The sequence below is a fragment of the Sphaerisporangium sp. NPDC004334 genome, from assembly GCF_053602655.1.
The window spans coordinates 247554-269471 of sequence record NZ_JBSGDZ010000007.1; the positions used below are offsets into that span (position 1 = coordinate 247554).

Sequence of the window (21918 nt, forward strand, 5' to 3'; positions counted from 1 at the left end):
GTATTGTTGAAGTTTCAACGACCTAAGCGTCGTCACCGCACCGGTTATTCCAGCGGGCCCCACGGCCGCGCGGCCCCGCCGGGCCGGTCTCCCATATCCGCTGTGACGACAGACGCGCAGCGCGGGGACGTACGGTCCGGAGCACGCTGGGGGAAAGCTACGATGCCTTGCATGTCCGCCATCGTCAGGGTCGTTTCGGGCACCCTATGAGAGCTCGCTGGAGCGCCCAGGCGTGGTTCGCCTTGGTGCTGGTCGTCATGGTCGTCCTGCTGGCGCTGTCCGCATTGGCGGGCTCGGTCGTCCTGCGCCACACGACGGAGGTCTCCAACCGCCTGACCGACGTGATCTCTCCGGCGCGCATCGAGTCCGAGCGCATCAGGACCGCGCTCGTCGACCAGGAGACCGGCGTCCGCGGCTACCTGCTCACCGGCAAGGAGGACTTGCTCGACCCCTACGTCGCCGGGCAGGCCGCCGAGCGGCGGACCGCCGCGGCCGTGCGCGGGCTCGCGCCCGGTGCCCCGCCGCTGCGCGAGCTGGACGAGGTCGAGCGGCTGAGCGCCGAGTGGCGCGCCCGCTACGCCGAGCCGCTGATCGCCACCGTCCGGCGCGACGGGTTCGACAACGTGCCGGCCGAGCGCACCGAGGCCGGCCGCCGCGCGTTCGACACCCTGCGGGCCGCGCTCGACGCGCAGGACGCCGCGTGGGCGCGGACCCGTCAGGCCGCCCGCGCCGAGCTGAGCTCCGCGCGCACGGTCAGGAACGTGAGCTTCAGCGGCATCATCGTCTTCTTCCTGCTCACCATCATCGCGATCGCGGTGCTGCTCCGGCTGGTGGTCTTCCGGCCGCTGGAGCGTCTGCGCACCGCCTCGCGGCGGGTCACGGCGGGCGACTTCGGCCACCACGTCGACACCGGCGGCCCCTCCGACGTCGCGGAACTGGCCCTGGACATCGAGGCCATGCGGGTGCGCATCGTGACGGAGCTGGAGGAGACCCGCCAGTCGCGCGAGATGCTCGAGCGGCAGGCCGAGGAGCTGCGGCGCTCCAACGGCGAGCTCGAGCAGTTCGCCTACGTCGCCAGCCACGACCTGCAGGAGCCGCTGCGCAAGATCGCGAGCTTCACCCAGATGCTGGAGCAGCGCTACGGCGACCGGCTGGACGAGCGGGCCAAGCAGTACATCGGCTTCGCCGTCGACGGAGCCAAGCGCATGCAGACGCTCATCAACGAGCTGCTGACCTTCTCCCGCATCGGCAGGCTGAACGTCGAGTTCGCGCGGCTGAAGCTCAGCGAGACCGTGGAGCTGGCCGTGCGCAACCTCGCGGTCCGCGTCGAGGACACCGGCGGCACCGTCGAGGTGGGCGAGCTGCCGGAGATCATCGGTGACCGCACCCAACTGGTGATGCTCTGGCAGAACCTCATCGGCAACGCGCTGAAGTTCCGCCATCCCGATCGCGCCCCCGTCGTGCGGGTCGACGCCGAGCGGGTCGACGGCGAGCAGGACGGCGACGAGTGGCGCATCACGGTGACCGACAACGGCATCGGCATCGAGCCCAAGTACGCCGACAAGATCTTCCTGATCTTCCAGCGGCTGCACACCCGCGACGCCTACGAGGGCACCGGCATCGGGCTCGCGATCTGCCGCAAGATCGCCGCCTACCACGGCGGGCGCATCGAGCTGGACCTCGCCTACACCGGCGGGAGCCGCTTCATCATCCACCTGCCCGTGAACGACGGGCCCGCCGCGCCCGTCGGCGCACCGGTCGCCGCCCCGGCCGCGTCCGCGATCCCCGCCAGGCAGGCCACCGCCGCCCGCGACGCCTGAGTCCCGGCCTCCCCGTCGCCTGCCGGCACCGTACGCCCGCGACGCGGTCCCAAAGCCGGGACGCCGCGACGCCGGGCCGTGCTCGCCGGCCTGACCCCTCCGCCGCCGGCGGAGGGGTCAGGTGTCCTGGCCGATGTCCTCGTACCACAGCTCCGGGTGCTCGCCGATGAACGCCGTCATCAGCTCGGCGCATTCGGCGGAGTCGAGCACGACCACGTGGACGCCGTGGCGGGCCAGCCACTCGTGCTGACCGGTGAACGTGCGGCTCTCGCCCACGACCAGGCCGGTGATGCCGAACTGCCGGATCAGGCCGCTGCAGTACCAGCAGGGTGACAGCGTCGTCACCATGGTGGTCCCGTGGTAGGTGCGCTGCCGGCCCGCGTCGCGGAAGGCGGCGGTCTCGCCGTGGACCGACGGGTCGCCGTCCTGGACACGGCGGTTGCGGCCCCGGCCGAGCAGCCGCCCGTCCGGTCCGAACAGCGCCGCGCCGACGGGGACCCCGCCCTCGGCGAACCCCTTCCTGGCTTCTTCCAGCGCCACGGCCAGCATCGCGGCCGGGGAGGTGTGCTCGACGGTCATGGCGTGAGCATTCCGCGACGGCCGCCACGGGAAACCGGCCGCGCGTCGCGCCGCGTCACAGGATGGCCGAGCGGGTCGCCTCCTGCCGCGACAAGCCGTACGTCGCGCCGCACGCCGTGCACTGTGCCGCGTACCTGGTGCGCAGCCGGAACAGCGGGACGAAGAACAGACTGAACCGGGTCACCCGTTCTGACAGCATCTGGGCCGCCACGGTGCCGCAGACGCGGCAGGCGGAGCGAAGCGTGCCGAGCGGATGGATGGTCGTGCGGAGCCCGAACAAGATGAACATCACCCACCTCTACCCAATGCGGGACGCTCGAGTCCGTTTCGCCATCGCCCCCGCGATCCGACAACTTAGACAGTCTTGACAACTTCGTTTGTCGGTGAGACCGTTGTGTCATGTTCGAAGTTGCGGTGATCGAAGATGCGGCGGCGGCCCAGGTCTCGCTGGACCCGGTGCGGGCCCGGCTGCTGGCCGAGCTGGCCGAACCCGCTTCGGCCGCGACGCTGGCCGGGCGGGTCGGGCTGCCGCGCCAGAAGGTGAACTACCACCTCAAGGCGCTCGAGCGGCACGGCCTGGTCGAGCTGGCGGAGGAGCGGCGCAAGGGCAATGTGACCGAACGGGTGATGCGGGCCACGGCGGCCTCCTACGTCATCTCGCCGGTGGCACTGGCGGCGGTGGCGCCCGATCCGGCGCGCTCGCCGGACGCGCTCTCGGCGCGCTGGCTGCTCGCCGTCGCCTCGCGGCTCGTGCGCGACGTGGGAAGGCTCGTCATCGCCGCGGCCAAGGCCCGCAGGCGGGTGCCGACCTTCACCATCGACGGCGAGGTGCGCTTCGCCTCGGCCGCCGACCGCGCCGCGTTCGCCACCCGGCTGGCCGAGGCGGTCACGGCCCTGGCCGGCGAATACCACGACGAGTCGGCCGATGGCGGCCGCGTGCACCGCCTGATCGTGGCGATGCACCCCTACGTGCCAAGTGAGACAGACCTCGAGCCTGAAGGGACCCCGTGATGACGCATCCGTTCGAAGTGCGCAAGAAGATCGAGCTGCGGGCGAGCGCCGAGCAGGTGTGGGAGGCGGTGGCCAGCGGGCCGGGGTTGAACTCCTGGTTTCTGGGCCGCAATGAGGTCGAGCCGTGGGTGGGCGGCAAGGCGGTGCAGTTCTTCGGTGACTTCCCGGTGGAGGCGACGGTGACGGCGTGGGAGCCGGGGAGGCGGTTCGAGTTCCGCGGCGCCGAGGGCGAGGACGGCACGTTCATGGCCTTCGAGTTCCTGATCGAGGGGCGTGAACAGGGCGGAACGGTACTGCGGCTCGTGCAGAGCGGTGTTCTGGGTGATGGATGGCAGGCGGAGGTGGAGGCGTTGGAGCGCGGCTGGGACATGTATCTGCACACGCTGGATCAGTATCTGACGCATTTTCCCGGTCAGTTCGCGCTGGTGGTGTTCGCGGCGCGGCCGGGTGGCGGTGGGGTGGAGCCGGTGTGGTCGGTGCTGGAGCGGGGTCTGGGGTTGCCGGGGAAGGTGGTTCAGGGCGATCGGGTGCGGTTGACGCCGGAGGGCTTCACGCCGATCGAGGGGGTGGCCGATTATGTGGCGCCCGATTTCCTGGGGGTGCGGACCGGTGAAGGGTTGTACCGGTTCATCCGTGGCCAGCAAGACACCGTGGTGGTGGCGCACCACATCTTCACCGACAAGATCGACCCGAGGAAGGTCGAGCAGGCCTGGCAGGACTGGCTGGACAAGCTCTTCGCCTGACGGCCCTTCCCGCCGCACGTGAGAGCGGCGGCCCCGACCAGCGCAGCATCAGACGACAGGACGCCGGTACCGAAGGTCACCATGGGCATGGACGAGAGCACGAATCCCCGATACGGCGACGACCGCGGTCGCGCCGACGATGACCCCCAGGCGGGCGAGCCGCGCGACCGCCTGGGTCACCCTTCCGCCTCCGTCCCCCGTTCGGGGAACGGCGGCGCTGAGGGCGAACCCCAAGCGGGCGAGCCGCACGACCGCCTAGGTCACGCTTCCGCCTCCGTCTTCCCTCCCGGGAGCGGCGGCGGCCCGCGGGACCAGGACGAGGTGGTCCTGCACCGGGACCCGGGCGAGCCCGGAGAGGAACCGTTCCACCAGGACCCTCCAGGGGCGGCCCGCGGCGTGCTCCCACGCCCCCCGGAGCCGCCCGGCGGCGGGCCCTTCCAACGTCCCCCGCCCAACCCCGCCGATCGGGACCACCCCACCCCCAACGGGGCAGGACGTCCTGCGGCCCCCGGCACTCGCCGTACGGAGCCGGTTCCGGGCGAGGGGCTCTCCCAGCGGGATCCGTGTGGTTCCGGTGGGGAAGAGCGTGCGGCGGACCCGGATGGTCCGGCCGCGGGTTCTCCGGGCCCGGATGGCGGCAGGGGCGAAGAAGAAGACAGGCGGCGGCCTGAGCCGTCCGCCGGCAACGACGCGCACGCCGATCGGCCGGCCGGCGAGGACGACCATCGCCAGGAGCCCCCCGGCTCCGGCAGGTCCTTCCTCCTGGGACTCGCCTGGTGGCCCTAGACCGCCCGGCCCGCCGCGCGGGCCCGGCCCCCGTCCCCGTCCGGGACGGCGGGCCGGCGCCGCGCGGCGGGCGAGCCGGCGGTCCGAACCTTCCGCGCAACCGATGAGGATGACCATGTCTCCACGCGACCACCACCACGAGCGCTGGGAAGAGGAACCGCCTTGGTGGGAGCAGGACCCGACCGAGTGGACACATCACCCCACCCCGGATGACGACCATCTCCCGCCGGGCGGGAACGACGCGGCCGCTGCCGACCGGCGCCGGCTGCCACGTCCCGACCGGGACGCGTTCCGGCCCGGGATCTTCTCCGCGCCCGGCGAGGTGTTCCCGGACCCGAGCCGGCCTTCCCGCCGCGGTCAGGACGGCCCCTCGCCGAGGCGGCCCTCGACCCCGAGGAACACGTTCCCAGGTGAGGGTGCTTCTCCCCGGCCGGGTAACGACGCATTCGGCCTCGGAGAGCAGTCGGTGTCCAAGGACGAGTTTCCCGGCGAGAGCCGTCGTCCGCGGCCGGGCGATGGCGCCCCCGGCCTCGGAGGGCGGCCGAGGCGGAGGGATGTGTTCCCGGGCGGGAGCGGTCGTCCAGGGCCCGGTGGTGGCGCACGCGGTCTTGGGGAGCAGACGGGGTCCAAGGACGAGTTCTCGGGCGAGAGTCGTCGTCCGCGGCCGGGCGATGGCGCCCCCGGCCTCGGAGGGCGGCCGGGGCCGAGGGATGTGTTGTCCGGCGAGAGTCGTCCGTGGACGGGGCATGACGTGCCGGGTTCATCGGACCGTACGGCGCCGCAGAACGTGGTCCCGGGGCAGGGTGGTTCTTCGTGGCCGGGCAATGGCGCTCCCGGCCGCGAAGACCGTCCGGCGGCGGGGGAGGCGTATTCCGATGACCGGCGACGGTCGTGGCGCGGAGAGGACGTGACCTCGCATCCGGACCGGTCCGCCCCGGCGGAACCGGGTGACGGGGACACGCCCCGGCCGGCGGCGTCCCGGCATGTCTCCCTCGGCGATCATACCTACCTGTGGGAGCAGCACGTGGCCCTCTGGGAGGAGGAGATCGCCGAGGCGCGACGGGAGGCCGCCGCACGCGGGGGTCGTACCGCTTCCGCGGCACGCCCCGTGCCGCGCCGGCCCGGCGTATGCCTGCGCGGCATGGGCTGTGTCGGATGCCCTGGACCTTCCTCGGCCGACGGAGATTCCTCCTCCGCGTCCACATGCTGGTGCGCCCGGCGCCGTGACGAACAGTGAGGGCCGTCGGACCAACCGCCCCGCATCGCCATGGGCGGTCCGAGGACGAGGAGCGGGGACGTATGTGCCCGTCTGAGTGATCAGGACCATCCTGAGCTGCCGGTTCAGGGGCCGCCGCCCGGTGGCCCGGCCCTTCGGGGCCGGGCACGTGGCGCCGGATCCGGACCGGCGTGTCGCCCGGCGAGCCGGTGCCTGCCGCAGGTGCGGTCGGCGGGTACCGGCTCGTCGGCCTTTCACCTTCCCGCGGCCGCGTCTTCCCTCTGGTGCGGTCGACGCGGCGGGTCTCCCCCTAGGTGCGGTCGGCGGGTGCCGGCCGCCTTCGGTGTTTTCCATCGTCACCGAAACAATGTTTCATGGCGATATCGGGTTGACCGGAATGGCGGTGATGGTATTACCGATATGAGTCAGGGGAAACCATCCTGAAATATCGGAATACTTCAGATAGGGGGCGACAACCTGCTGCATGAGCCTGTTTTCCTGCATGAGAAGCGTACCGATAGGGACTGAATAGCGGGCGCGAATAGCTTCACTAGTGCGACGGCGGGACGGCACAACGCCAGAACCGCCATGGACGAGGGGTCAGCGCAATGAGCGAGTACGTCGGGACCACCGCCTCATCTCAAACCCTCATCGACACTCTGACTTCGGCGGTGGGGTTGAGCCTGACCCCCGACAAGGTTGGCAACACTCCCTGGGGCTGAGCCCCATCAGAGCCGTGACCCTGATGCGGCCGGAGCCCACACGGCTCCGGCCGCATCGCCGTTTCCGGACATCGGTATCCCGCCCTTGCCAGGGCACTCCTCTGCCACCGCCAGACCTCGGCCGCCACCGCCGGACGTCAGCCGTTCGCGCCGGCCCGAGTCGGCCGTCTTCGACTGCGAGAGATCAGCCGTCCGGGACTGGCATGGGCGACGACCGTGCAGGGGCCGGCCGGGTGCCGGGCTGCGTGAGGTCAGCCGCCTGCGACGCTGGGGAGGAGGTGGACTTCCGCCTCACCGGGCACAGGGGCATCCGAGCCGCCGATCGAGCGGCAGTCGACCCCGTCGATGTAGACGTTCATGTAACGCCGCAGGGCGCCCTGCTCGTCGCGCACCCGCCGTTCGAGGCGGGGCCAGCGCCGGCCCATCTCGTCCAGCACCGCGCGCAGCGTGCCCGCGGCGTCGACGCTGAGTGCCTTGACGCCGTCGACCTCGCCGCGCAGCGTGGAGGGCACCAGAACGGTCACCGCCATCGGTCAGACCACCGCTGCCCGGACGCAGAGCACATCGGGAAGGTGGGAGGCGACCAGTGCCCATGAGTCGCCCTCGTCGGGGCTGGCGTAGACCTCGCCCGACCGGGTGCCGAAGTAGACGCCCGCGGGGTCGGCGTCGTCGGTGCACATGGCGTCGCGCAGCACGGCCGGGTAGAACGGCTCGGACGGCAGGCCGTCGGACAGCGCCTCCCAGCTCTTGCCGGCGTCCTGCGAGCGGTAGACGCGGCAGCGCTCCTCGGGAGGGAAGCGCATCGCGTCGGCGACGAGCGGAAAGTTGTAGACGACGTCGGGCCGGTGCGGGTGGGTGACGATGGTGAAGCCGAAGTCGCTCGGCAGGCCCTCGGCAATGGACTCCCAGTGCGCCCCGCCGTCGTCGGAGCGGTAGACCCCGTGGTGGTTCTGCGCGTACAGGCGGTCGGGGTCGCCGGCGTCCCTGCCGACCTTGTGCACGCACTGGCCGAACTCGGGGAAACGGTCGGGCTGGAAGGTGGCCTGGATGCCGGAGTTGGCCGGCGCCCAGGAGTCACCGCCGTCGGCGCTGCGGTAGACGCCGCCGGTGGACATCGCGACCAGCAGCGAGGACGGGTCGCCGGGGTGGGGGAGGATCGTGTGGATGGCCTGCCCGCCGAATCCGGCCTGCCACTGCGGGCGATGCGGGTGATCCCACAGGGAGCGCACGAGCTCGAACGTCACCCCGCCGTCGTCGGAGACGAAAAGGGCCGAAGGCTGCGTGCCGGCGTAGACGCGCCCGGGGCGGAAGGGGTCGGGGACCAGCTGCCAGACGCGTTCGAGCGCCGTGCCGGTGTCCTGCGGGAAGGCCACCGGCGGGCGGTCGGGCTCGTGCCATGTGGCGCCCAGGTCGTCGCTGTAGGCGACGCTCGGCCCGTAGTGGGAGCTGCTGACCCCGGCCAGCAGGCGCGGGACCGGCCCCCGCTTGTCCAGGCACACACCGTAAACGCCGGTCATGGGGAAGTGGGGGCCGGTGACGTCCCACGACGCGCGGTCGTCGTCACTGCGGGCCAGGAACAGCCCCTTCGCGGTTCCAAGGGCCAGAAGGACGGTCATCGCGATGCCTTTCGGTGTGGACGGAATGGTTACCGACGGTCAGTATTCCGTCCACGGCACCGGTTCCGGAAGACCTGGACGCCAGGTTTCTAGAACAGGTGTTTGATCGGGCGCGTCGTGGGCCCTCGCTTCGCGCGGATCAGGGGCCCGCGGTTCCCTGCGGATCGGCGGGCAGCGGGATGCGCAGGCTCACGGTGCCGCGCATGTCGAGCCAGGCGGCATCGGGTCCGCGAACCAGGCGTATGACGACCTCTTCGCACCCGGGGCAGCGGGCCACCCAGCCCGGGCCGGGCCCGTACACCCGCAGGGACGCGAGCGGGCCGGCGAGCCCGCAGCCCGCGCACCGGCCGTCGGCGGCGGTCACGTCGACGGCGAAGATCTCGCGCAGCGGGCCGGCCAGGGCGTTGCCGTCCTGGTAGGCGTCTTCGATCGGTCGGGTCATGTCAGCCTCCGGTGGGGCCGAAGCGTTCGGTCCTGATCTTGCGGGGATCGTGGCCGAGGGCGAGCAGGATGTCGGCGGCCGTCTCGACGAACCCCGTGGGCCCGCAGACGTAGCAGTCGGGTGCGAGCCCGGCCGGCCAGCCGTGGGCGCCGAGGTCGGCCGCCATGAGCCGCCCCGCCGCGCGAGGCCAGCCGTCCGGGGCGGACCGCGTGTACAGGTAGGCGACGTCGAGCCCGGCGTCGCCTGGGCCGGCGTGGCGCAGTTCCTCGGCGTAGAAGCGCTGGCGCGGCTCGCGCACCGAGTAGACCAGGCGGAAGGGCGTCCGGCTCCCCGCCTGCCGGCGCGCGCGGATCATCGCCATCAGCGGCACGATGCCCGACCCGCCCGCGACCAGCAGCACCGGCTCCACGCCGGTGGGGCGCCAGACGAACCAGCCGCCCACCGGTCCGCGCATCTCCACCTCGTCGCCCACCTCCAGGACATCGGCGAGGTAGGGCGAGACCTCACCGCCGGGGACGTTCTGCACGGTCAGCTCGACGAGGTCGCCGTCGGAGGCGGAGGCCACCGAGTAGCTGCGCTGGGTGCTGTAGCCGTCCTCGGCCGTCAGCCGTACGTCCACGTGCTGGCCGGGCAGATGGCCGGGCCAGCCGGGGATCTTGAAGACCAGCGTGCGCGCGGCGTCGGTCTCGGCGCGGGAGCCGACCAGCCGCGCGGCCCGCCACGTCAGCCGGCGGGCGTTCAATCGCCCTGGTAGCGCTGCTCGCGCCACGGATCGCCGTAGTTGTGGTAGCCCGCGGTCTCCCAGAAGCCGGGCCAGTCGTCGTTGAGCAGCCGGATGCCGCGCACCCACTTGGCCGACTTCCACAGGTACAGGTGCGGGACCAGCAGCCGGGCGGGGCCGCCGTGCGCGGGCGCGAGCTCCTCCCCGTCGTACTGGTAGGTGATCCATGCCTGGCCGTCGAGCAGGTCCTCCACCGGCAGGTTGGTGGTGTAGCCGCCGTAGGAGTGGATCAGCGCGTACTCGGCGGTGGTCTCGACGTCCTCCATCAGCACATCGAGCGACACGCCCTTCCACGCGGTGCCGAGCTTGGACCACTTGGTGACGCAGTGCAGGTCGACGGTGGGCGTCTCGGCCGGCAGGCCGAGCAGTTGCTCCCAGCTCCAGCGGTGGGTGTGCCCCGCCTCGGTGTCGATCGTGAACTCCCAGCGGTCCAGTGGGATGCGCGGGGTGGGCCCGGCCGACAGCACCGGGAAGTCGTGCGTGAGGTACTGGCCGGGCGGGAGCTTGACGCCCTCGTCCCTGGGCCGGCCGCGGAAGCCGCGCGAGATGATGCCCATCGGTCTCTTTCCTTCGTGCCGCCGACGGTCGTTGCGGAGATCGTGCCAGAGGAAGGGTTCGACCCGATTACGCGACGATCGAAGCCGAGTGAACCGATTCGTACGGCTCCAACTCACAATAGCGGTCTTCCCTCAGCGCGCCGGAGCGGACTCCCGGGCGAGATCGGCGTCGGCCCGCGCCCGCACGCCACCCCCGGTCGCGGGACAGGACGGCGCCCTCGCGCACCATCCAGGGCGGCGACGGGCGTCCCGCGGGTTCGGCATCGGCCGTGCGCGGTGATGGGAACACATTCATGGTGAAAGTTTCACCGGCCGCTTCGTGTGCGGTCCGGCTTGTCGGCCTGCACTATCTGAACGGTTGACCACCTGTATGGGGCTCGTTAACATCCGGTTGTTTTTGGGGATTACCGAAACTTTCGTTATGCGGGAGCAAATTTCCGTCATCCGCGCCGTTCCGCCCCCTCAGGGAGATCCCAGAATGAGAAGGCACGCCGCAGCTCCCCCTCATACGAAAAGGCGCGGGTCATGGAGGCCGCTCCGGATTCTGCTGTCGCTGGCCGTCATCGCCACCGGGGCCGCCGTGCCGGCGCCCGCGGTCGCGGCCGCGACGGCGACGGCGACGGCCGCGACGGCCGCGACGGCCCGGCACGAGCCCGCCGACCCCGGCTCCTACATCGCCTTCACCGGGGGAGCCGGGCGCTTCCCCCTCGTCGCGTCGGGCAAGGCGGCGCCCATCGTCGTCAGCGGGAGCGACCACGCCGGCGTGACCCGCGTCGTCGGCGACCTGCGGGCCGACATCGAGCGGGTCACCGGCGTCAGGCCCGCCGTCTCCACGGACCAGGCGCCCCGGGGCGACGTGGTGCTCGTCGGCACCATCGGCAGGAGTCCGCTCATCGACGGGCTGATCTCCAAGGGCAAGCTCGACGTGAGCGGCATCGCCGGCAAATGGGAGACCTCCCTGGAGCAGGTCGTCGCCGACCCGCTGCCGGGCGTGCGCCGCGCGTTCGTCATCGCCGGCAGCGACCAGCGCGGCACCATCTACGGCGCCTACGACGTCTCCAGGCGCATCGGCGTCTCCCCGTGGTACTGGTGGGACGACGTGCCGGCCCGCCACCACGACGCGCTGTACGTCCTGCCCGGCCGGCACAGCCAGGGCACGCCGAAGGTCAAGTACCGCGGCTTCTTCATCAACGACGAGAACCCGGCGCTCGGCACCTGGGCGCCCCGCCACTTCGGCCCCGGCCTGGCCGCGGGCTACCCGGGCGGCTTCAACAGCAAGTTCTTCGCCAAGGTCTTCGAGGTCATGCTGCGGCTGAAGGCCAACTACCTGTGGCCGGCGGTCTGGGGACGGGCCTTCGCCGAGGACGACCCCGACAACCACAAGACGGCCACCGCCTACGGCGTCGTGATGGGCACCTCGCACGAGGCGCCGATGATGCGCGGCATCGAGGAGTGGAACCGGCACGCCGTCGCCGCCCAGCGCGACAGCGCAGGCGAGATCACCGTGCCCGGCCACGACCCCTACGGCGGCACCGGCGAGTGGAGCTTCCGCCGCAACGGCGAGGCCATCAAGAAGTACTGGGCCGACGGCATCCGCCGCATGAAGGAGCAGGACTTCGAGGGCGTCGTCACCCTCGGCATGCGCGGCAACGGCGACGTCGGCCTGCCCGACGGCGACGGCATCGAGCTGATGCAGAGCATTCTGGCCGCCCAGCGCGAGATCCTGGCCAAGGAGAGCGACGAGCCCGTGACGTCCATCCCGCAGGTGCAGACCCTCTACAAGGAGGTCCAGCGCTACTGGGACCAGGGGCTTCGCCCGCCGGACGACGTAACCGTCGTCTTCTGCGACGACAACTGGGGCAACATGCGAAAGCTGCCCGACCAGGCGCTCCCCAGGCGCAGCGGCGGCTACGGCATGTACTACCACTTCGACTACGTCGGCGGCGGCCGCAACTACAAGTGGGCCGACACCGTCAACCTGGCCAACACCTGGGAGCAGCTCAACCTCGCCTACACCTACGGCGTGGACCGGCTGTGGGTGGTCAACGTCGGCGACATGAAGAATGAGGAGCAGCCGCTGCAGCTCTTCCTCGACTACGCCTGGGACCCCTCCGGCCTGACGCTGGACCGGCTGGACGACTGGGAGCGGGGGTACGCCGCGCAGAACTTCGGGCCCGAGCAGGCGCGGGCCATCGCCGAGGTGCTGAGCGCGTACGGCCGCCTGCAGTCACGGCGCAAGCCCGAGCTGCTGAACCGTCGCATCGGCCTCGACCCCGCCAAGGACCCGGCCACCGACTCCTCGGCCATCGTCTACGACGACAAGGACACCCCCTTCAGCCTGACGGCCTACCAGGAGATGGACCGGGTCACCGCCGAGTGGCAGGCCCTGGCCGCCAAGGCGGAGAAGATACGCGAGGCCCTGCCCGCCGGGTACGACGACGCCTACTACCAGCTCGTCTACTACCAGGTGAAGGCGACGGCCAATCTGTACGCGATGCGCAGGGCGCAGTTCACCGACATCCTGTACGCCAGGCAGGGGCGCGCCGCCACCAACCGCCTCGCCGACCTGGCCCAGGCCAGGTTCGACGAGGACCAGGCGATGTCGCAGTACTACAACAAGACCATGGCCGATGGGAAGTGGGATGGCTTCCAGCTCCAGCCGAAGATCGGCTACGGCGACATCGAGAGGTACGGACCGAACGCTCCCTGGCAGCAGCCCGAGAAGGACAACGTCGCCCTGCCGGACGCCTTCTACCCGCACCTGCAGCGCATCCAGGTGCCGGCGGCGGCCGACCTCGGCGTCGCGGTCGACGGCTCGGACAAGTGGTGGCCCGCCGAGCGGACCCCGGCCGTCCTGCCGGCGTTCAGCCCGTACCAGTCCTCGCCGCGGCAGTACATCGAGGTGTTCAACCGCGGCACGACCTCCTTCGGCTACACCGTCAAGCCGTCGGTGCCGTGGGTGAGCGTCACACCGAGGTCGGGAGAGGTCGGCGAGCAGGTGCGCGTGACCGTGCGCGTCGACTGGTCACGGGCGCCGAAGGGCAGGACCGAGGTGCCCATCACCGTCGCGGGCGCGGGCGCGGGCGTGGTTGTCACGGCGGTCGTGGACAACCCCGCGACGCCGCCCTCGCGGGTCAAGGGCTTCGTCGAGGCCGGCGGGTACGTCGCGGCCGAGGCGGCCGACCACACCAGGGCGGTCGGCGCGTCCGGCGTCATCTGGAAGCGCATCCCGGGCATCGGCAAGACCGGCGACGGCGTGACGCCCTGGCCGGTCACCGCGGCGAGCCGCTCGCCAGGAGGGGACGGCCCGCGTCTGGAGTACACGATGACCGTGTTCACCACCGGCCCGGTCACGGTCTCGGCGTACCTGTCGCCGAGGAACAACGTCCTGCCGACCGACGGGCTGAAGTACGCCGTGTCGTTCGACGACCAGGCGCCGCAGACCGTGAACGTCACCAAGGCGACCGGCGCGAACGACACGACGATGAACCGGCAGTGGGAGCGCAACACCTCCGACAACGCCAACGTGACCACGACCACCCACACGATCAGCACGCCAGGAGTGCATGTCCTGAAGTTCTGGATGGTCGACCCGACCGTGGTGGTGCAGCGGCTGGTGGTGAACACCGGCGGCGTCCTGCCCAGCTACCTCGGCCCGCCCGAGAGCAAGGTGGTCCAGGCACGAACGGCACACTGAAGTCAGGGCCGCCGGCACGCCGGCGGCCCGGTCAGGCCACCACCGCGCGCACCGACAAGCCGATGTGCCTCGCAGGCCCGCCTTCTCGGCGTCACCCGCCGCACCTCGCTGACCTGACCGGCGGCTGGCGTTCCGCTTCTCGGCGTCCGGCGAGCGGGTCGGGCCGGCGGGACCTCGCGTCGGCGTCCGCCGGGCACCGCTGCGGGACGGAATCGGCGGACATGTCACAAGAACGGAGACCGGCAACATGACGGACATCACGGGCAACTCCCCGGACGGCGCGCACCTGCCTGGCCCGGCGCGCGCACCCCAGCACCCGCCCCCGGCCTCCGCGGCACAAGCCCACAGGCAGGGCACCGGAGGTGAGGCCGCGGCCGTGCCGGTCGATGAAGAGCGGGACGGTGCGAGCGCGGCCCCGGCCCGTGCGGCGCGCGGGCGGCGCGGGTTCGAGCGTCTCGCCCGTGCAGTGCCGGTCACCGCGCTCGCACCGGTCGTCGCAGCGGCCCTCGCGGTCTCCGCCGTCGCCGCCCCTGGCGCCGCCGCGGCCGTCAGAGGCCCGGGGCTGCGGTGGGAGGCGTGCGCCGGAGTGAGCGCGCCGGACCTGCGGTGCGCCCGGGTCACCGTCCCCCTCGACCACCACCGCCCGTCCGGCCCCAGGATCTCCATCGTGATCTCCCGGCTGCCCGCCACCGACCCGGAGCGGCGCCGGGGGGTGCTGCTCACCACCGGCGGCGGGCCGGGAGGGCCGGGCGTTCCGCTGCCCGCGAGCCTCGCCCCCGCGTTGCCCGCCGACGTCCGCGCCCGCTACGACCTGGTCGGATTCGACATGAGGTTCGTCGAGCGCAGCACACCCATCGGCTGCGGGCGGCCCGAGGAGGAGCCGGGTGGGTTCTGGGTGCGGCCCGCGACACCCGGACGCTTCCTCGCCGAGGCGGCCGAGGCCCGGCGGTACGCCGAGGACTGCGTGCGCGTCTCCGGTTGGGCCCTGCCGCACGCCACCACCGCGAACGCCGCCCGCGACATGGACCTCATCCGTGCGGCCCTCGGCGAGGAGAAGATCTCCTACCTGGGTGGCTCCTACGCGGGGCTGCTCGGCGCCGTCTACGGCACGCTGTTCCCGCACCGCGTTGACCGGTTCGTCCTGGACAGCCCGGTGAACGCCGACACGATCTGGCGGCCGTTCGAACTGAGCCGCACCCCGGCGTTCGAGGAGGGCACGATGGCCTTCGCCGCCTGGGTCGCCGCGCGGCACGCCGAATACGGCCTGGGGGAGACCACCGCTAAGGTGCACGCCGCGCTCACCGGCATCCTCGACCGGGCCACCCGGGCGCCCATCGTCATCGCCGGCCACGCCTGGACCGGCGGCGAGCTGGGCGCCCTGCTGGTGGCCGGCATCTACGACGAGCGGGCCTTCGGCATGGTCGCCGCGGCCTTCGCCGCCGTCGCCGCCGGACGGGAGCCGTTCGTCCCGTTCCCCATCCGTCCCGCGCCGCCGGAGGGCGTGCCGGGTGTGCCCGCCGACCACCACACCGCCACCAACACCGCCTACCGCTGCGCCGACGCCCCCTGGCCGCGCGACCCGCGCGTCTACCTGCGCGACATCGCCGCTTATCGGGCGCGTCATCCGCTGTTCGGGCCGGGCAACGCCAATATCAACCCCTGCGCGTTCTGGCCGCCCGCCAAGGACGAGCCGGTGCGGCTCGACCGCAACCGCGCGCCGGCCGCCCTGGTCGTGGCGGCCCTGCGGGACGTGGCGGTGCCGGCGTCCGTGAGCAGGGCCGTCGCCGCGCGCATCCGCGGATCACGCCTGGTCACGATCGACGCCCAGACCCACGCCCCGTTCCCGTATTACGGCGACCAGTGCCTCAACGCCACGGTCGCCCGTTACCTCGTCACCGGTGAGCTGCCGGCCGCCGACACCGCCTGCTGATCCCGGCGCTCCGCCTCAGCGACAGGCGCCCGAACGCGTCGCGGAGGTTCGCGCGCCGGCCGGCCGCTACCGGCGGGCGGTTCCGGAGGGAACACCTTGAAGGGTGAGGCGGGCGACGCGGCCTTGCTCGCCGGACGCCCAGCAGGCCAGGTCGGGGGCGCAGGCCACGGTGTCGTAGGAGCCGCCGTCGAAGTTCTGCCAGCGGTCGCCGGCGGAGAAGGTGACGTCGCTGCCGGTGGGCCCGACCGCGATGGCGGCCCAGGGAAGGTGTGGCAGCCACGCGACGCCCGAGCGGTAGCCCTGCGGCGGAGCGGACGCCTCGCGCCACGTCGCTCCTCCGTCGCCGGTCACGGCGGCGGCGTCGGGGGAGGGCAGTCCCGGCTGGAAGTCGCCGCCGACCGCGATGCCGTGCCGGGGGTTGCGGAAGGCGAGCGCGAACACTCCGCGCGCCGGGTCGCCCGCAGGGATGGGGGTGTCGGCCACCGTCCAGGTGAGGCCGCGGTCGCGGGAGTGGAACACGCGCGAGCGCGCGCCTCCGCCGGTGGCGAGCCACACGTCGCGGCCTCCGGCGGTCACCAGGCACTGCCCGCTCGCCGCGAAGCCCGCCTCGCCGGGCAGCGCCTCGGGCATGCCGGCGGAGGGCAGAACGCGCCAGCTGCGGCCGCCGTCGTCGGTGGACAGGATGCGGAACCTGCCGTCGACCGGGTCGCTCATCGCCAGGCCGTGCCTGTGGTCGAAGAAGGCCATGCAGTCGTAGAAGGCGCGCGGCTCGTCGTTGCGGAAGGTCTCGGCCCAGGTGCGCCCGCCGTCCTCGGTGCGGTAGACGCGGGAGGCGTCGCCCTCCCCGATCGACAGCACCACGGCGGTGCGCGCGTCGAACGCTTCAATGTCGCGGAACTGCAGGTCGGCGGTGCCGGGCGGGGCGACCGGGCTCCAGTCGCGCCCGCCGTCGGTGGTGCGCAGCACGGTGCCGAGGCTGCCGGACACCCACGCGACCCGGCTGCTGACCGGCGACAACCCGCGCAGGCGCCCCTCGGTTGCGGTGGGCCGCGGGTCCCAGGCGAGGCTCACCCGTCCCGCAGCCGTGCCCGCCCTGGGGACCCCCGCCGTGGCGGGCGCGCGCGAGGCGGACACCGCTCCGCCGGCGGCGGGAGCGGCGGAGGCCGCGGAGGCCGAGGGCGCGGCGCCGTCGTCCGAAGGGGCGCCGGACACCCCCTGCGCGGACGCGGGCATCGCCATGACGACCGCCGACACGGCTGTGATCATCCCGAGCACGGATCGAAGCATCATGCCCGGCAAAGTAGCCCAAAATGATCTATTTCGTCCATGTTCGCAGGACGGCGCGACCGCCCCCGCGCGCCGCGCCGGCTTGCTGAGCCCGGACCGAGGCTTTGGGCTATACGGGATGACCGCCCAGATTCGCTTCATCTAGCGTGGGTCTCAGGTAAGACGTCGTCTCGACATCTTCCCGGGAACCGACACGGCGCTCCGTCAGCCCGAGCAACCCGCCGGGCGCAACGCAGGACACGGAGTGATCTCTCATGCTCAAGCATGCTCTGGCCGCCGGCGCCGTGGTGGCCACCACCCTCATCGGCCCGGCCGCGATGCCCGTCCAGCAGGCGAGCGCGGCCACCACCACGCAGGTCCGGCAGGCCACCGTCACGCCAGGAGCGGCGTCCGGCTTAACCGACGACTGCCGGCGCCGGTGGTGCCGCGGCGACTCGCACAGGCGCGGCTCCAGCTCCAGCGGTTCGAGCAGCTCCAGTTCCAGCGGTTCCAGCGGTTCCAGCGGTGGCAGGGGCGGCGGTTCGAGCGGGTCCAGCAGCTCCAGTTCGAGCAGCTCAAGCTCCAGCAGCGGCTCGGGCGGCGGCAGAGGCGGCGGGTCCGGTTCGAGCAGTTCGAGCAGTTCGAGCTCGAGCAGCTCCAGCGGCTCCGGCGGCGGCTGGGACGACGGCGGCCGCTGGGGCGGCGGCGGGTCCAGCAGCAGCTCCAGCAGCAGTAGCAGCAGTTCGAGTAGCGGCTGACGGCGTGCCGCGAACCGGGTAGGGCCGTGCCGGGAGGCGCCCGAGGGCGCGCGGCACGGCCCGCTCCGGTGAACGGGTGCGTGGCATGGCCTGGGGCGGGGCCGGACGTGACGCCGGGCGTGCCACCTATGACGTGAGGACCGCGGGCGCCTCGGCGGCGCGACGCCGCAGGGCGCCGGCGTGGGGTCAGGCGGGATCCCAGGTGACCGGCAGGCGGTGCACGCCGTAGATGAGCATGTCGGTGCGCAGCGGCACCTCCTCGGGGGGGACGGCCAGGCGCAGCCCGGGGAACCGGTCGAACAGCGCGCGCAGGCCGACCCGCATCTCCACGCGGGCGAGCTGCTGTCCGAGGCACTGGTGGACGCCGTGGCCGAACGCCACATGCCCCGCCGTCACCCGGTGCAGGTCCAGGGTGTCCGGGTCGGGGAAGTGGGCGGGGTCGCGGTTGGCCGCCGGCACCGAGACGGTGACCGACTGGCCGGCCTTGACCAGCCGTCCTCCCAGCTCGACGTCCTCCAGCGCGGTCCGCACCGTGACCGGGATGATGCTCAGGTAGCGCAGCAGCTCCTCCACGGCCTGGTCGCCCAGGCCCGGGTCGGCGCGCAGGGCCGCGAGCCGGTCGGGGTGGCTCATCAGCGCCCAGGCGCCGAGCGCGATCATGTTGGCGGTCGTCTCGAACCCGGCGCCCATCAGGGTGCCGCCGATGTTCGCCAGCTCCTCGTCGGTCAGGTCGCCGCTCGCGGCCAGGTCGCCGAGCAGGTCGTCGGTGGGATCGGCGCGCTTGGCCCGCACCAGGTCGCCCATGAACTCCTGGATCGCCTTGTAAGCGGCCATCTTTCGCTCGGGCGTGGCGTCCAGGCTGAGCAGCAGGGTCATGTCGCGCTGGAAGCGGCCTCGCTCGGCGACCGGGACGCCGAGCAGCTCGCAGATGACCAGGCCGGGGATGGGCAGCGCGAACGCCTCCACCAGGTCGGCCGGGGGGCCGTGGCGTTCCATCTCCTCCAGGTGCTCGGCGGTGATCGCCTCGATGCGCCCGGTGAGGCCGCGCATCCGCCGCACGGTGAACTGGCCGGTGAGCAGGTGGCGGTAGCGGGTGTGCTCGGGCGGGTCCATCGCGGTGAACTGTCCCGGGGGCGCCGACGGGGGCCTTTGGCCGACACCGGCCCCCGGCAGCGGGATGTGCGTCAGCTCGGAGCGATGGCTGAAGCGCGGGTCGGCCAGGACGGCGCGCACCAGGGCGTGGCCGGTCACCAGCCAGCCGACGTGGCCGTCGGGATAGGCCATCGGGCTGATGGGGTGCTCGGCGCGCAGCCGGGCGAGCTCTTCGGGCGGGTCGAACGGGCGACCGGCGCGCCGGGCCATCGGGAGCGGGGCCGGGGGAGGGGTCGGGGACATCGCGATCCTTTCGCGGGCGCTTGCCGGCCTTCCAGGACGGAGGCCGGACCTCCTGCCGGTTTCCATGTAACACCATCAAATATAAAGATACAACTGATATAAAAATAGTAGAGATGTAAGAGCCGCGTGTAGGCTGATCCGCATGGAGGAGACGCGGCGCGAGCGCAAGAAGCGCATGACCCGGCAGCTGATCGCCGAGACGGCGCTCAGGCTCTTCGCCGAGCAGGGCTACGAGCAGACCACCGTCGCGCAGATCACCTCCGCGGCGGACGTGGCCACCAAGACGTTCTTCAACTACTTCCCGAGCAAGGAGGACGTGCTGTTCGCCCACACCGAGCGGCACTCCCGCGTCCTGCTCGACACCCTGGCGGCCCGGCGGGAGGGCGAGAGCATCCCCGACCTGCTGGCGCGCGTCTACGAGGAGACCATCGCCCGGTACGTGGCCGAGGACCCCCCGATGGAGCGCGAGCGCGAGCTGTCGCAGGCGTACGCCCACATGATCATGACGGTGCCCGCACTCCAGGCCAAGGCGCTGCATCTGATGCTCGACCTGCAGCGCCGCATCGCCGAGGAGCTGCTGAAGGCCTTCCCCGGCGAGCTCGACCCGGTGAGCGCGGGGGCGGTGGTCGGCGCCATGATGGGCGCCGTCCAGGGCGCCGGCCTCGCGGGCGCCGCGATCGGCCGTTCGCAGGCGGAGGTGCTGGACGCGCTACGGCGCGGCATCGAGGTCGCCATGGCCGGCGTGCGCTCGTTCGGCTGAGCGCACCCCGCCGCGTTCCCGCGACGCCGCCCGGGCGTTCCTCGCGTGTCCCGGCGTGCCGCTCCGGCGAAATGCTCACCACGTGCCGCGACGGGCGGTGAGCATAAGGTAACGGCGGCGTCGATTGACCGGGCGGTCAATCAGGACGATGGTCGAGGTCCACGACACCTTTGAGGACGAAAGGCACCGAGATGGATCTGTCCAGAGCATGGCCGGACCTCGTGGCGTTCCTCGCGGGCGCGGCCGCGGTCCTGGCGCCCTTCTTCTGGGCGGGCGGCGCCTCCAACGCCGCCCAGCCCCTGCTCGTGCTCGGCGCGCTGCTGCTGGTCTCGGCGCTGTGGGCGCTGCTCGGAGCCGGCGGCGCGAGTTCCTGGGTGACCGCCGCGTTCGGCGCCCTGCTCGTCGTGTCCCCGTGGGCGTTCGACTTCGACGGCTCGGCCGCCGCGGCCTGGACGGCATGGATCGCGGGCGCCGCGACGGTTATCGTCACACTGTGGACGGCCAGCCAGATCCGCGGCCGCGCCCGGGTGAACGCGTGATCATACCCTCCGTGTGGTCCCGCACCGCCCGCCGGCGGTCCGGGGCCCCCGGAGGGGAGCCCGACGCGCGCACGCGCATCCTCGACGCGGCCGAGGGGCTGTTCGCCGCCGGCGGCTACGAGGCCACCGCCACCGCCGAGATCGCCAAGCGGGCCGCCGTGCCCAAAGGCCTGGTCTTCCACTACTTCCCGCGCAAGATCGACGTGCTGGTGGCGCTGGTCGACGAGCGCACCGGCATCGAAGAGCTCGGCGACCGGCCCGCCGAGGACGTCCCCGGCGACCCGGCCCGCGCGCTGGCCGGGCTGGCCCGCCGGGTGCCGCTGCGCGCCTCGCCGGCGATGCGGCGCATCCTGTTCCGCGAGGCCGACACCCACACCTCGGTGCGCGAGCGGCTCAGGCACCTCAACGCCGAGATCATCCGCCGCGCCGGCTTCGCGCTGGAGCTGACCCTGCCGGGCGGCCGCGGCGACGCCGCCCGGCTGGAGGCGGCGGCGGCGACGTTCGCGGCCGTGCTGCTCTACCAGGAGAACCTCTGCCTGCTGACCGGCCACCACATCGATCCCGACATGGTGGCCGATCTCATCGTCAGAGCCCTCACCTGACGCCTACGTGAGCCCGGTGGGGACTGCCCGGCGCTCAGCGGGCCGGGGAAGCGCCGGAGGCGGCGGGCGGGGCGGCGGGAAGGGGCGGCAGGTGGTGCAGCGCCCGGACCAAGGGGGCCAGCTCGGGAAGGGCGCCGGCCTCCGCGAGGGCCCTGGCGAGGACGGCGTCGTGCGCCGGGCGCGCCTCCTCCAGCAGCGCCACCCCCGCCGAGGTCAGCTCGGTGTAGATGCCGCGGCGGTCGTCCTGGCACAGAATGCGCGTCAGCAGGCCGCGGTCCTCCAGCCGGTTGACCAGCCGTGTGGTGGCGCTGCTGGACAGCGCCGCCGCCCAGGCGAGCTGCTGCATGCGCATGTGCCAGCCGTCCTGCCGCGACAGGGCGTCGAGCACGGTGTACTCGACCACCGACAGCCCGTGGCCTGCCTGCAGCTCACGTTCGAGGGCGGCCTCGATCAGGCCGTGCAGCGCCGCGAGCGTGCGCCAGCCCTGCGCGCGGACCTCCACGGCGTCGTCGGCGATTCCCATGAGCGGTCCCTCCTCAGGCGCGCCGCCCGGCGGCACGGGACGACGCGCGCATTGTACCAAGCACACGGCGAATAGCGGCGTGTGCAAGTTCTCCGGAACGCGCGCGGGACGCCCCGCGCGAGGGCCGTGCGACGGGTGCCGAGGCGCGTGGCCGCCACACGAGAGCCGATCTTCG

19 protein-coding genes are annotated in these 21918 nt (G+C 72.4%); 9 read left to right on the plus strand and 10 right to left on the minus strand.

Translation table 11 applies throughout. The features are described from left to right. The first annotated feature begins 206 nt into the window (after positions 1–206). Positions 207–1820, plus strand: coding sequence for a sensor histidine kinase (locus ACWEN6_RS11140; RefSeq protein WP_452570058.1), 1614 nt, complete (start codon positions 207–209; stop codon positions 1818–1820). Positions 1821–1937: 117 nt separating this feature from the next. Here the strand turns inward: ACWEN6_RS11140 and ACWEN6_RS11145 are convergent, their stop codons facing one another. Together ACWEN6_RS11145 and ACWEN6_RS11150 are read right to left on the minus strand one after the other, a co-directional pair. Beyond that, on the minus strand, positions 1938–2399 hold the full coding sequence (locus ACWEN6_RS11145) for a nucleoside deaminase (RefSeq protein WP_380829848.1): 462 nt from the start codon (positions 2397–2399) through the stop codon (positions 1938–1940). Positions 2400–2454: 55 nt separating this feature from the next. After that, positions 2455–2688: a zinc-ribbon domain-containing protein gene (locus ACWEN6_RS11150; RefSeq protein ID WP_354835572.1), complete on the minus strand. Its 234-nt coding sequence runs from the start codon at positions 2686–2688 to the stop codon at positions 2455–2457. Between the two features lie 110 nt (positions 2689–2798). Here ACWEN6_RS11150 and ACWEN6_RS11155 point away from each other — a divergent pair, with 110 nt between their 5' ends. After that, on the plus strand, positions 2799–3410 hold the full coding sequence (locus tag ACWEN6_RS11155) for an ArsR/SmtB family transcription factor (RefSeq protein WP_452570059.1): 612 nt from the start codon (positions 2799–2801) through the stop codon (positions 3408–3410). Beyond that, positions 3410–4153, plus strand: coding sequence for an SRPBCC family protein (locus ACWEN6_RS11160; RefSeq protein ID WP_452570060.1), 744 nt, complete (start codon positions 3410–3412; stop codon positions 4151–4153). Before ACWEN6_RS11155 ends, ACWEN6_RS11160 begins: the two co-directional genes overlap by 1 nt. A gap of 2975 nt (positions 4154–7128) precedes the next feature. On the opposite strand, the gene ACWEN6_RS11165 is transcribed toward ACWEN6_RS11160, so the two are convergent. From ACWEN6_RS11165 to ACWEN6_RS11185, 5 genes are all read right to left on the minus strand, one after another. Further along, positions 7129–7407: a MoaD/ThiS family protein gene (locus ACWEN6_RS11165; RefSeq protein ID WP_452570061.1), complete on the minus strand. Its 279-nt coding sequence runs from the start codon at positions 7405–7407 to the stop codon at positions 7129–7131. A gap of 3 nt (positions 7408–7410) precedes the next feature. Beyond that, positions 7411–8493, minus strand: a complete 1083-nt coding sequence (locus tag ACWEN6_RS11170; protein ID WP_452570062.1) for a WD40/YVTN/BNR-like repeat-containing protein — start codon at positions 8491–8493, stop codon at positions 7411–7413. Between the two features lie 139 nt (positions 8494–8632). Beyond that, positions 8633–8935, minus strand: a complete 303-nt coding sequence (locus tag ACWEN6_RS11175; RefSeq protein WP_452570063.1) for a DUF6510 family protein — start codon at positions 8933–8935, stop codon at positions 8633–8635. Between the two features lies 1 nt (position 8936). Further along, entirely contained in the window at positions 8937–9677 is a 741-nt protein-coding gene (locus tag ACWEN6_RS11180) for a ferredoxin reductase (RefSeq protein ID WP_452570064.1), read from the minus strand. Next, positions 9674–10273: a molybdopterin-dependent oxidoreductase gene (locus ACWEN6_RS11185; RefSeq protein ID WP_452570065.1), complete on the minus strand. Its 600-nt coding sequence runs from the start codon at positions 10271–10273 to the stop codon at positions 9674–9676. The genes ACWEN6_RS11180 and ACWEN6_RS11185 overlap by 4 nt, the downstream gene beginning before the upstream one ends. Positions 10274–10751: 478 nt before the next feature. On the opposite strand from ACWEN6_RS11185, the gene ACWEN6_RS11190 reads away from it, so the two are divergent. Together ACWEN6_RS11190 and ACWEN6_RS11195 are read left to right on the plus strand one after the other, a co-directional pair. Then, entirely contained in the window at positions 10752–13970 is a 3219-nt protein-coding gene (locus ACWEN6_RS11190) for a glycosyl hydrolase 115 family protein (RefSeq protein ID WP_452570066.1), read from the plus strand. A gap of 247 nt (positions 13971–14217) precedes the next feature. Continuing rightward, positions 14218–15900, plus strand: a complete 1683-nt coding sequence (locus ACWEN6_RS11195) for an alpha/beta fold hydrolase (RefSeq protein ID WP_452570067.1) — start codon at positions 14218–14220, stop codon at positions 15898–15900. Positions 15901–15966: 66 nt separating this feature from the next. Here ACWEN6_RS11195 and ACWEN6_RS11200 read toward each other — a convergent pair whose 3' ends face one another. Beyond that, on the minus strand, positions 15967–17190 hold the full coding sequence (locus ACWEN6_RS11200; RefSeq protein ID WP_452570068.1) for an oxidoreductase: 1224 nt from the start codon (positions 17188–17190) through the stop codon (positions 15967–15969). A 418-nt stretch (positions 17191–17608) separates the two neighbouring features. Between ACWEN6_RS11200 and ACWEN6_RS11205 the strand changes: the two genes are divergently transcribed. Further along, positions 17609–17902 (plus strand): hypothetical protein, encoded by a 294-nt coding sequence (locus tag ACWEN6_RS11205; RefSeq protein ID WP_452570069.1) that lies wholly within the window; start codon positions 17609–17611, stop codon positions 17900–17902. Between the two features lie 208 nt (positions 17903–18110). Here ACWEN6_RS11205 and ACWEN6_RS11210 read toward each other — a convergent pair whose 3' ends face one another. After that, positions 18111–19319, minus strand: a complete 1209-nt coding sequence (locus ACWEN6_RS11210; RefSeq protein ID WP_452570070.1) for a cytochrome P450 — start codon at positions 19317–19319, stop codon at positions 18111–18113. Between the two features lie 142 nt (positions 19320–19461). Here ACWEN6_RS11210 and ACWEN6_RS11215 point away from each other — a divergent pair, with 142 nt between their 5' ends. The 3 genes from ACWEN6_RS11215 to ACWEN6_RS11225 all read left to right on the plus strand — a co-directional run bounded on the left by ACWEN6_RS11215 (position 19462) and on the right by ACWEN6_RS11225 (position 21220). Beyond that, on the plus strand, positions 19462–20079 hold the full coding sequence (locus ACWEN6_RS11215) for a TetR family transcriptional regulator (RefSeq protein ID WP_354928250.1): 618 nt from the start codon (positions 19462–19464) through the stop codon (positions 20077–20079). 191 nt (positions 20080–20270) lie between these two features. Then, positions 20271–20618, plus strand: coding sequence for an SPW repeat domain-containing protein (locus tag ACWEN6_RS11220; RefSeq protein ID WP_354835541.1), 348 nt, complete (start codon positions 20271–20273; stop codon positions 20616–20618). Beyond that, on the plus strand, positions 20615–21220 hold the full coding sequence (locus ACWEN6_RS11225; protein ID WP_354835539.1) for a TetR/AcrR family transcriptional regulator: 606 nt from the start codon (positions 20615–20617) through the stop codon (positions 21218–21220). Before ACWEN6_RS11220 ends, ACWEN6_RS11225 begins: the two co-directional genes overlap by 4 nt. 34 nt (positions 21221–21254) lie before the next feature. On the opposite strand, the gene ACWEN6_RS11230 is transcribed toward ACWEN6_RS11225, so the two are convergent. Further along, the gene (locus ACWEN6_RS11230) at positions 21255–21743 is read right to left on the minus strand and encodes a MarR family winged helix-turn-helix transcriptional regulator (protein ID WP_452570071.1); all 489 of its coding nucleotides are present in this window, start codon (positions 21741–21743) and stop codon (positions 21255–21257) included. Positions 21744–21918 lie beyond the last annotated feature (175 nt).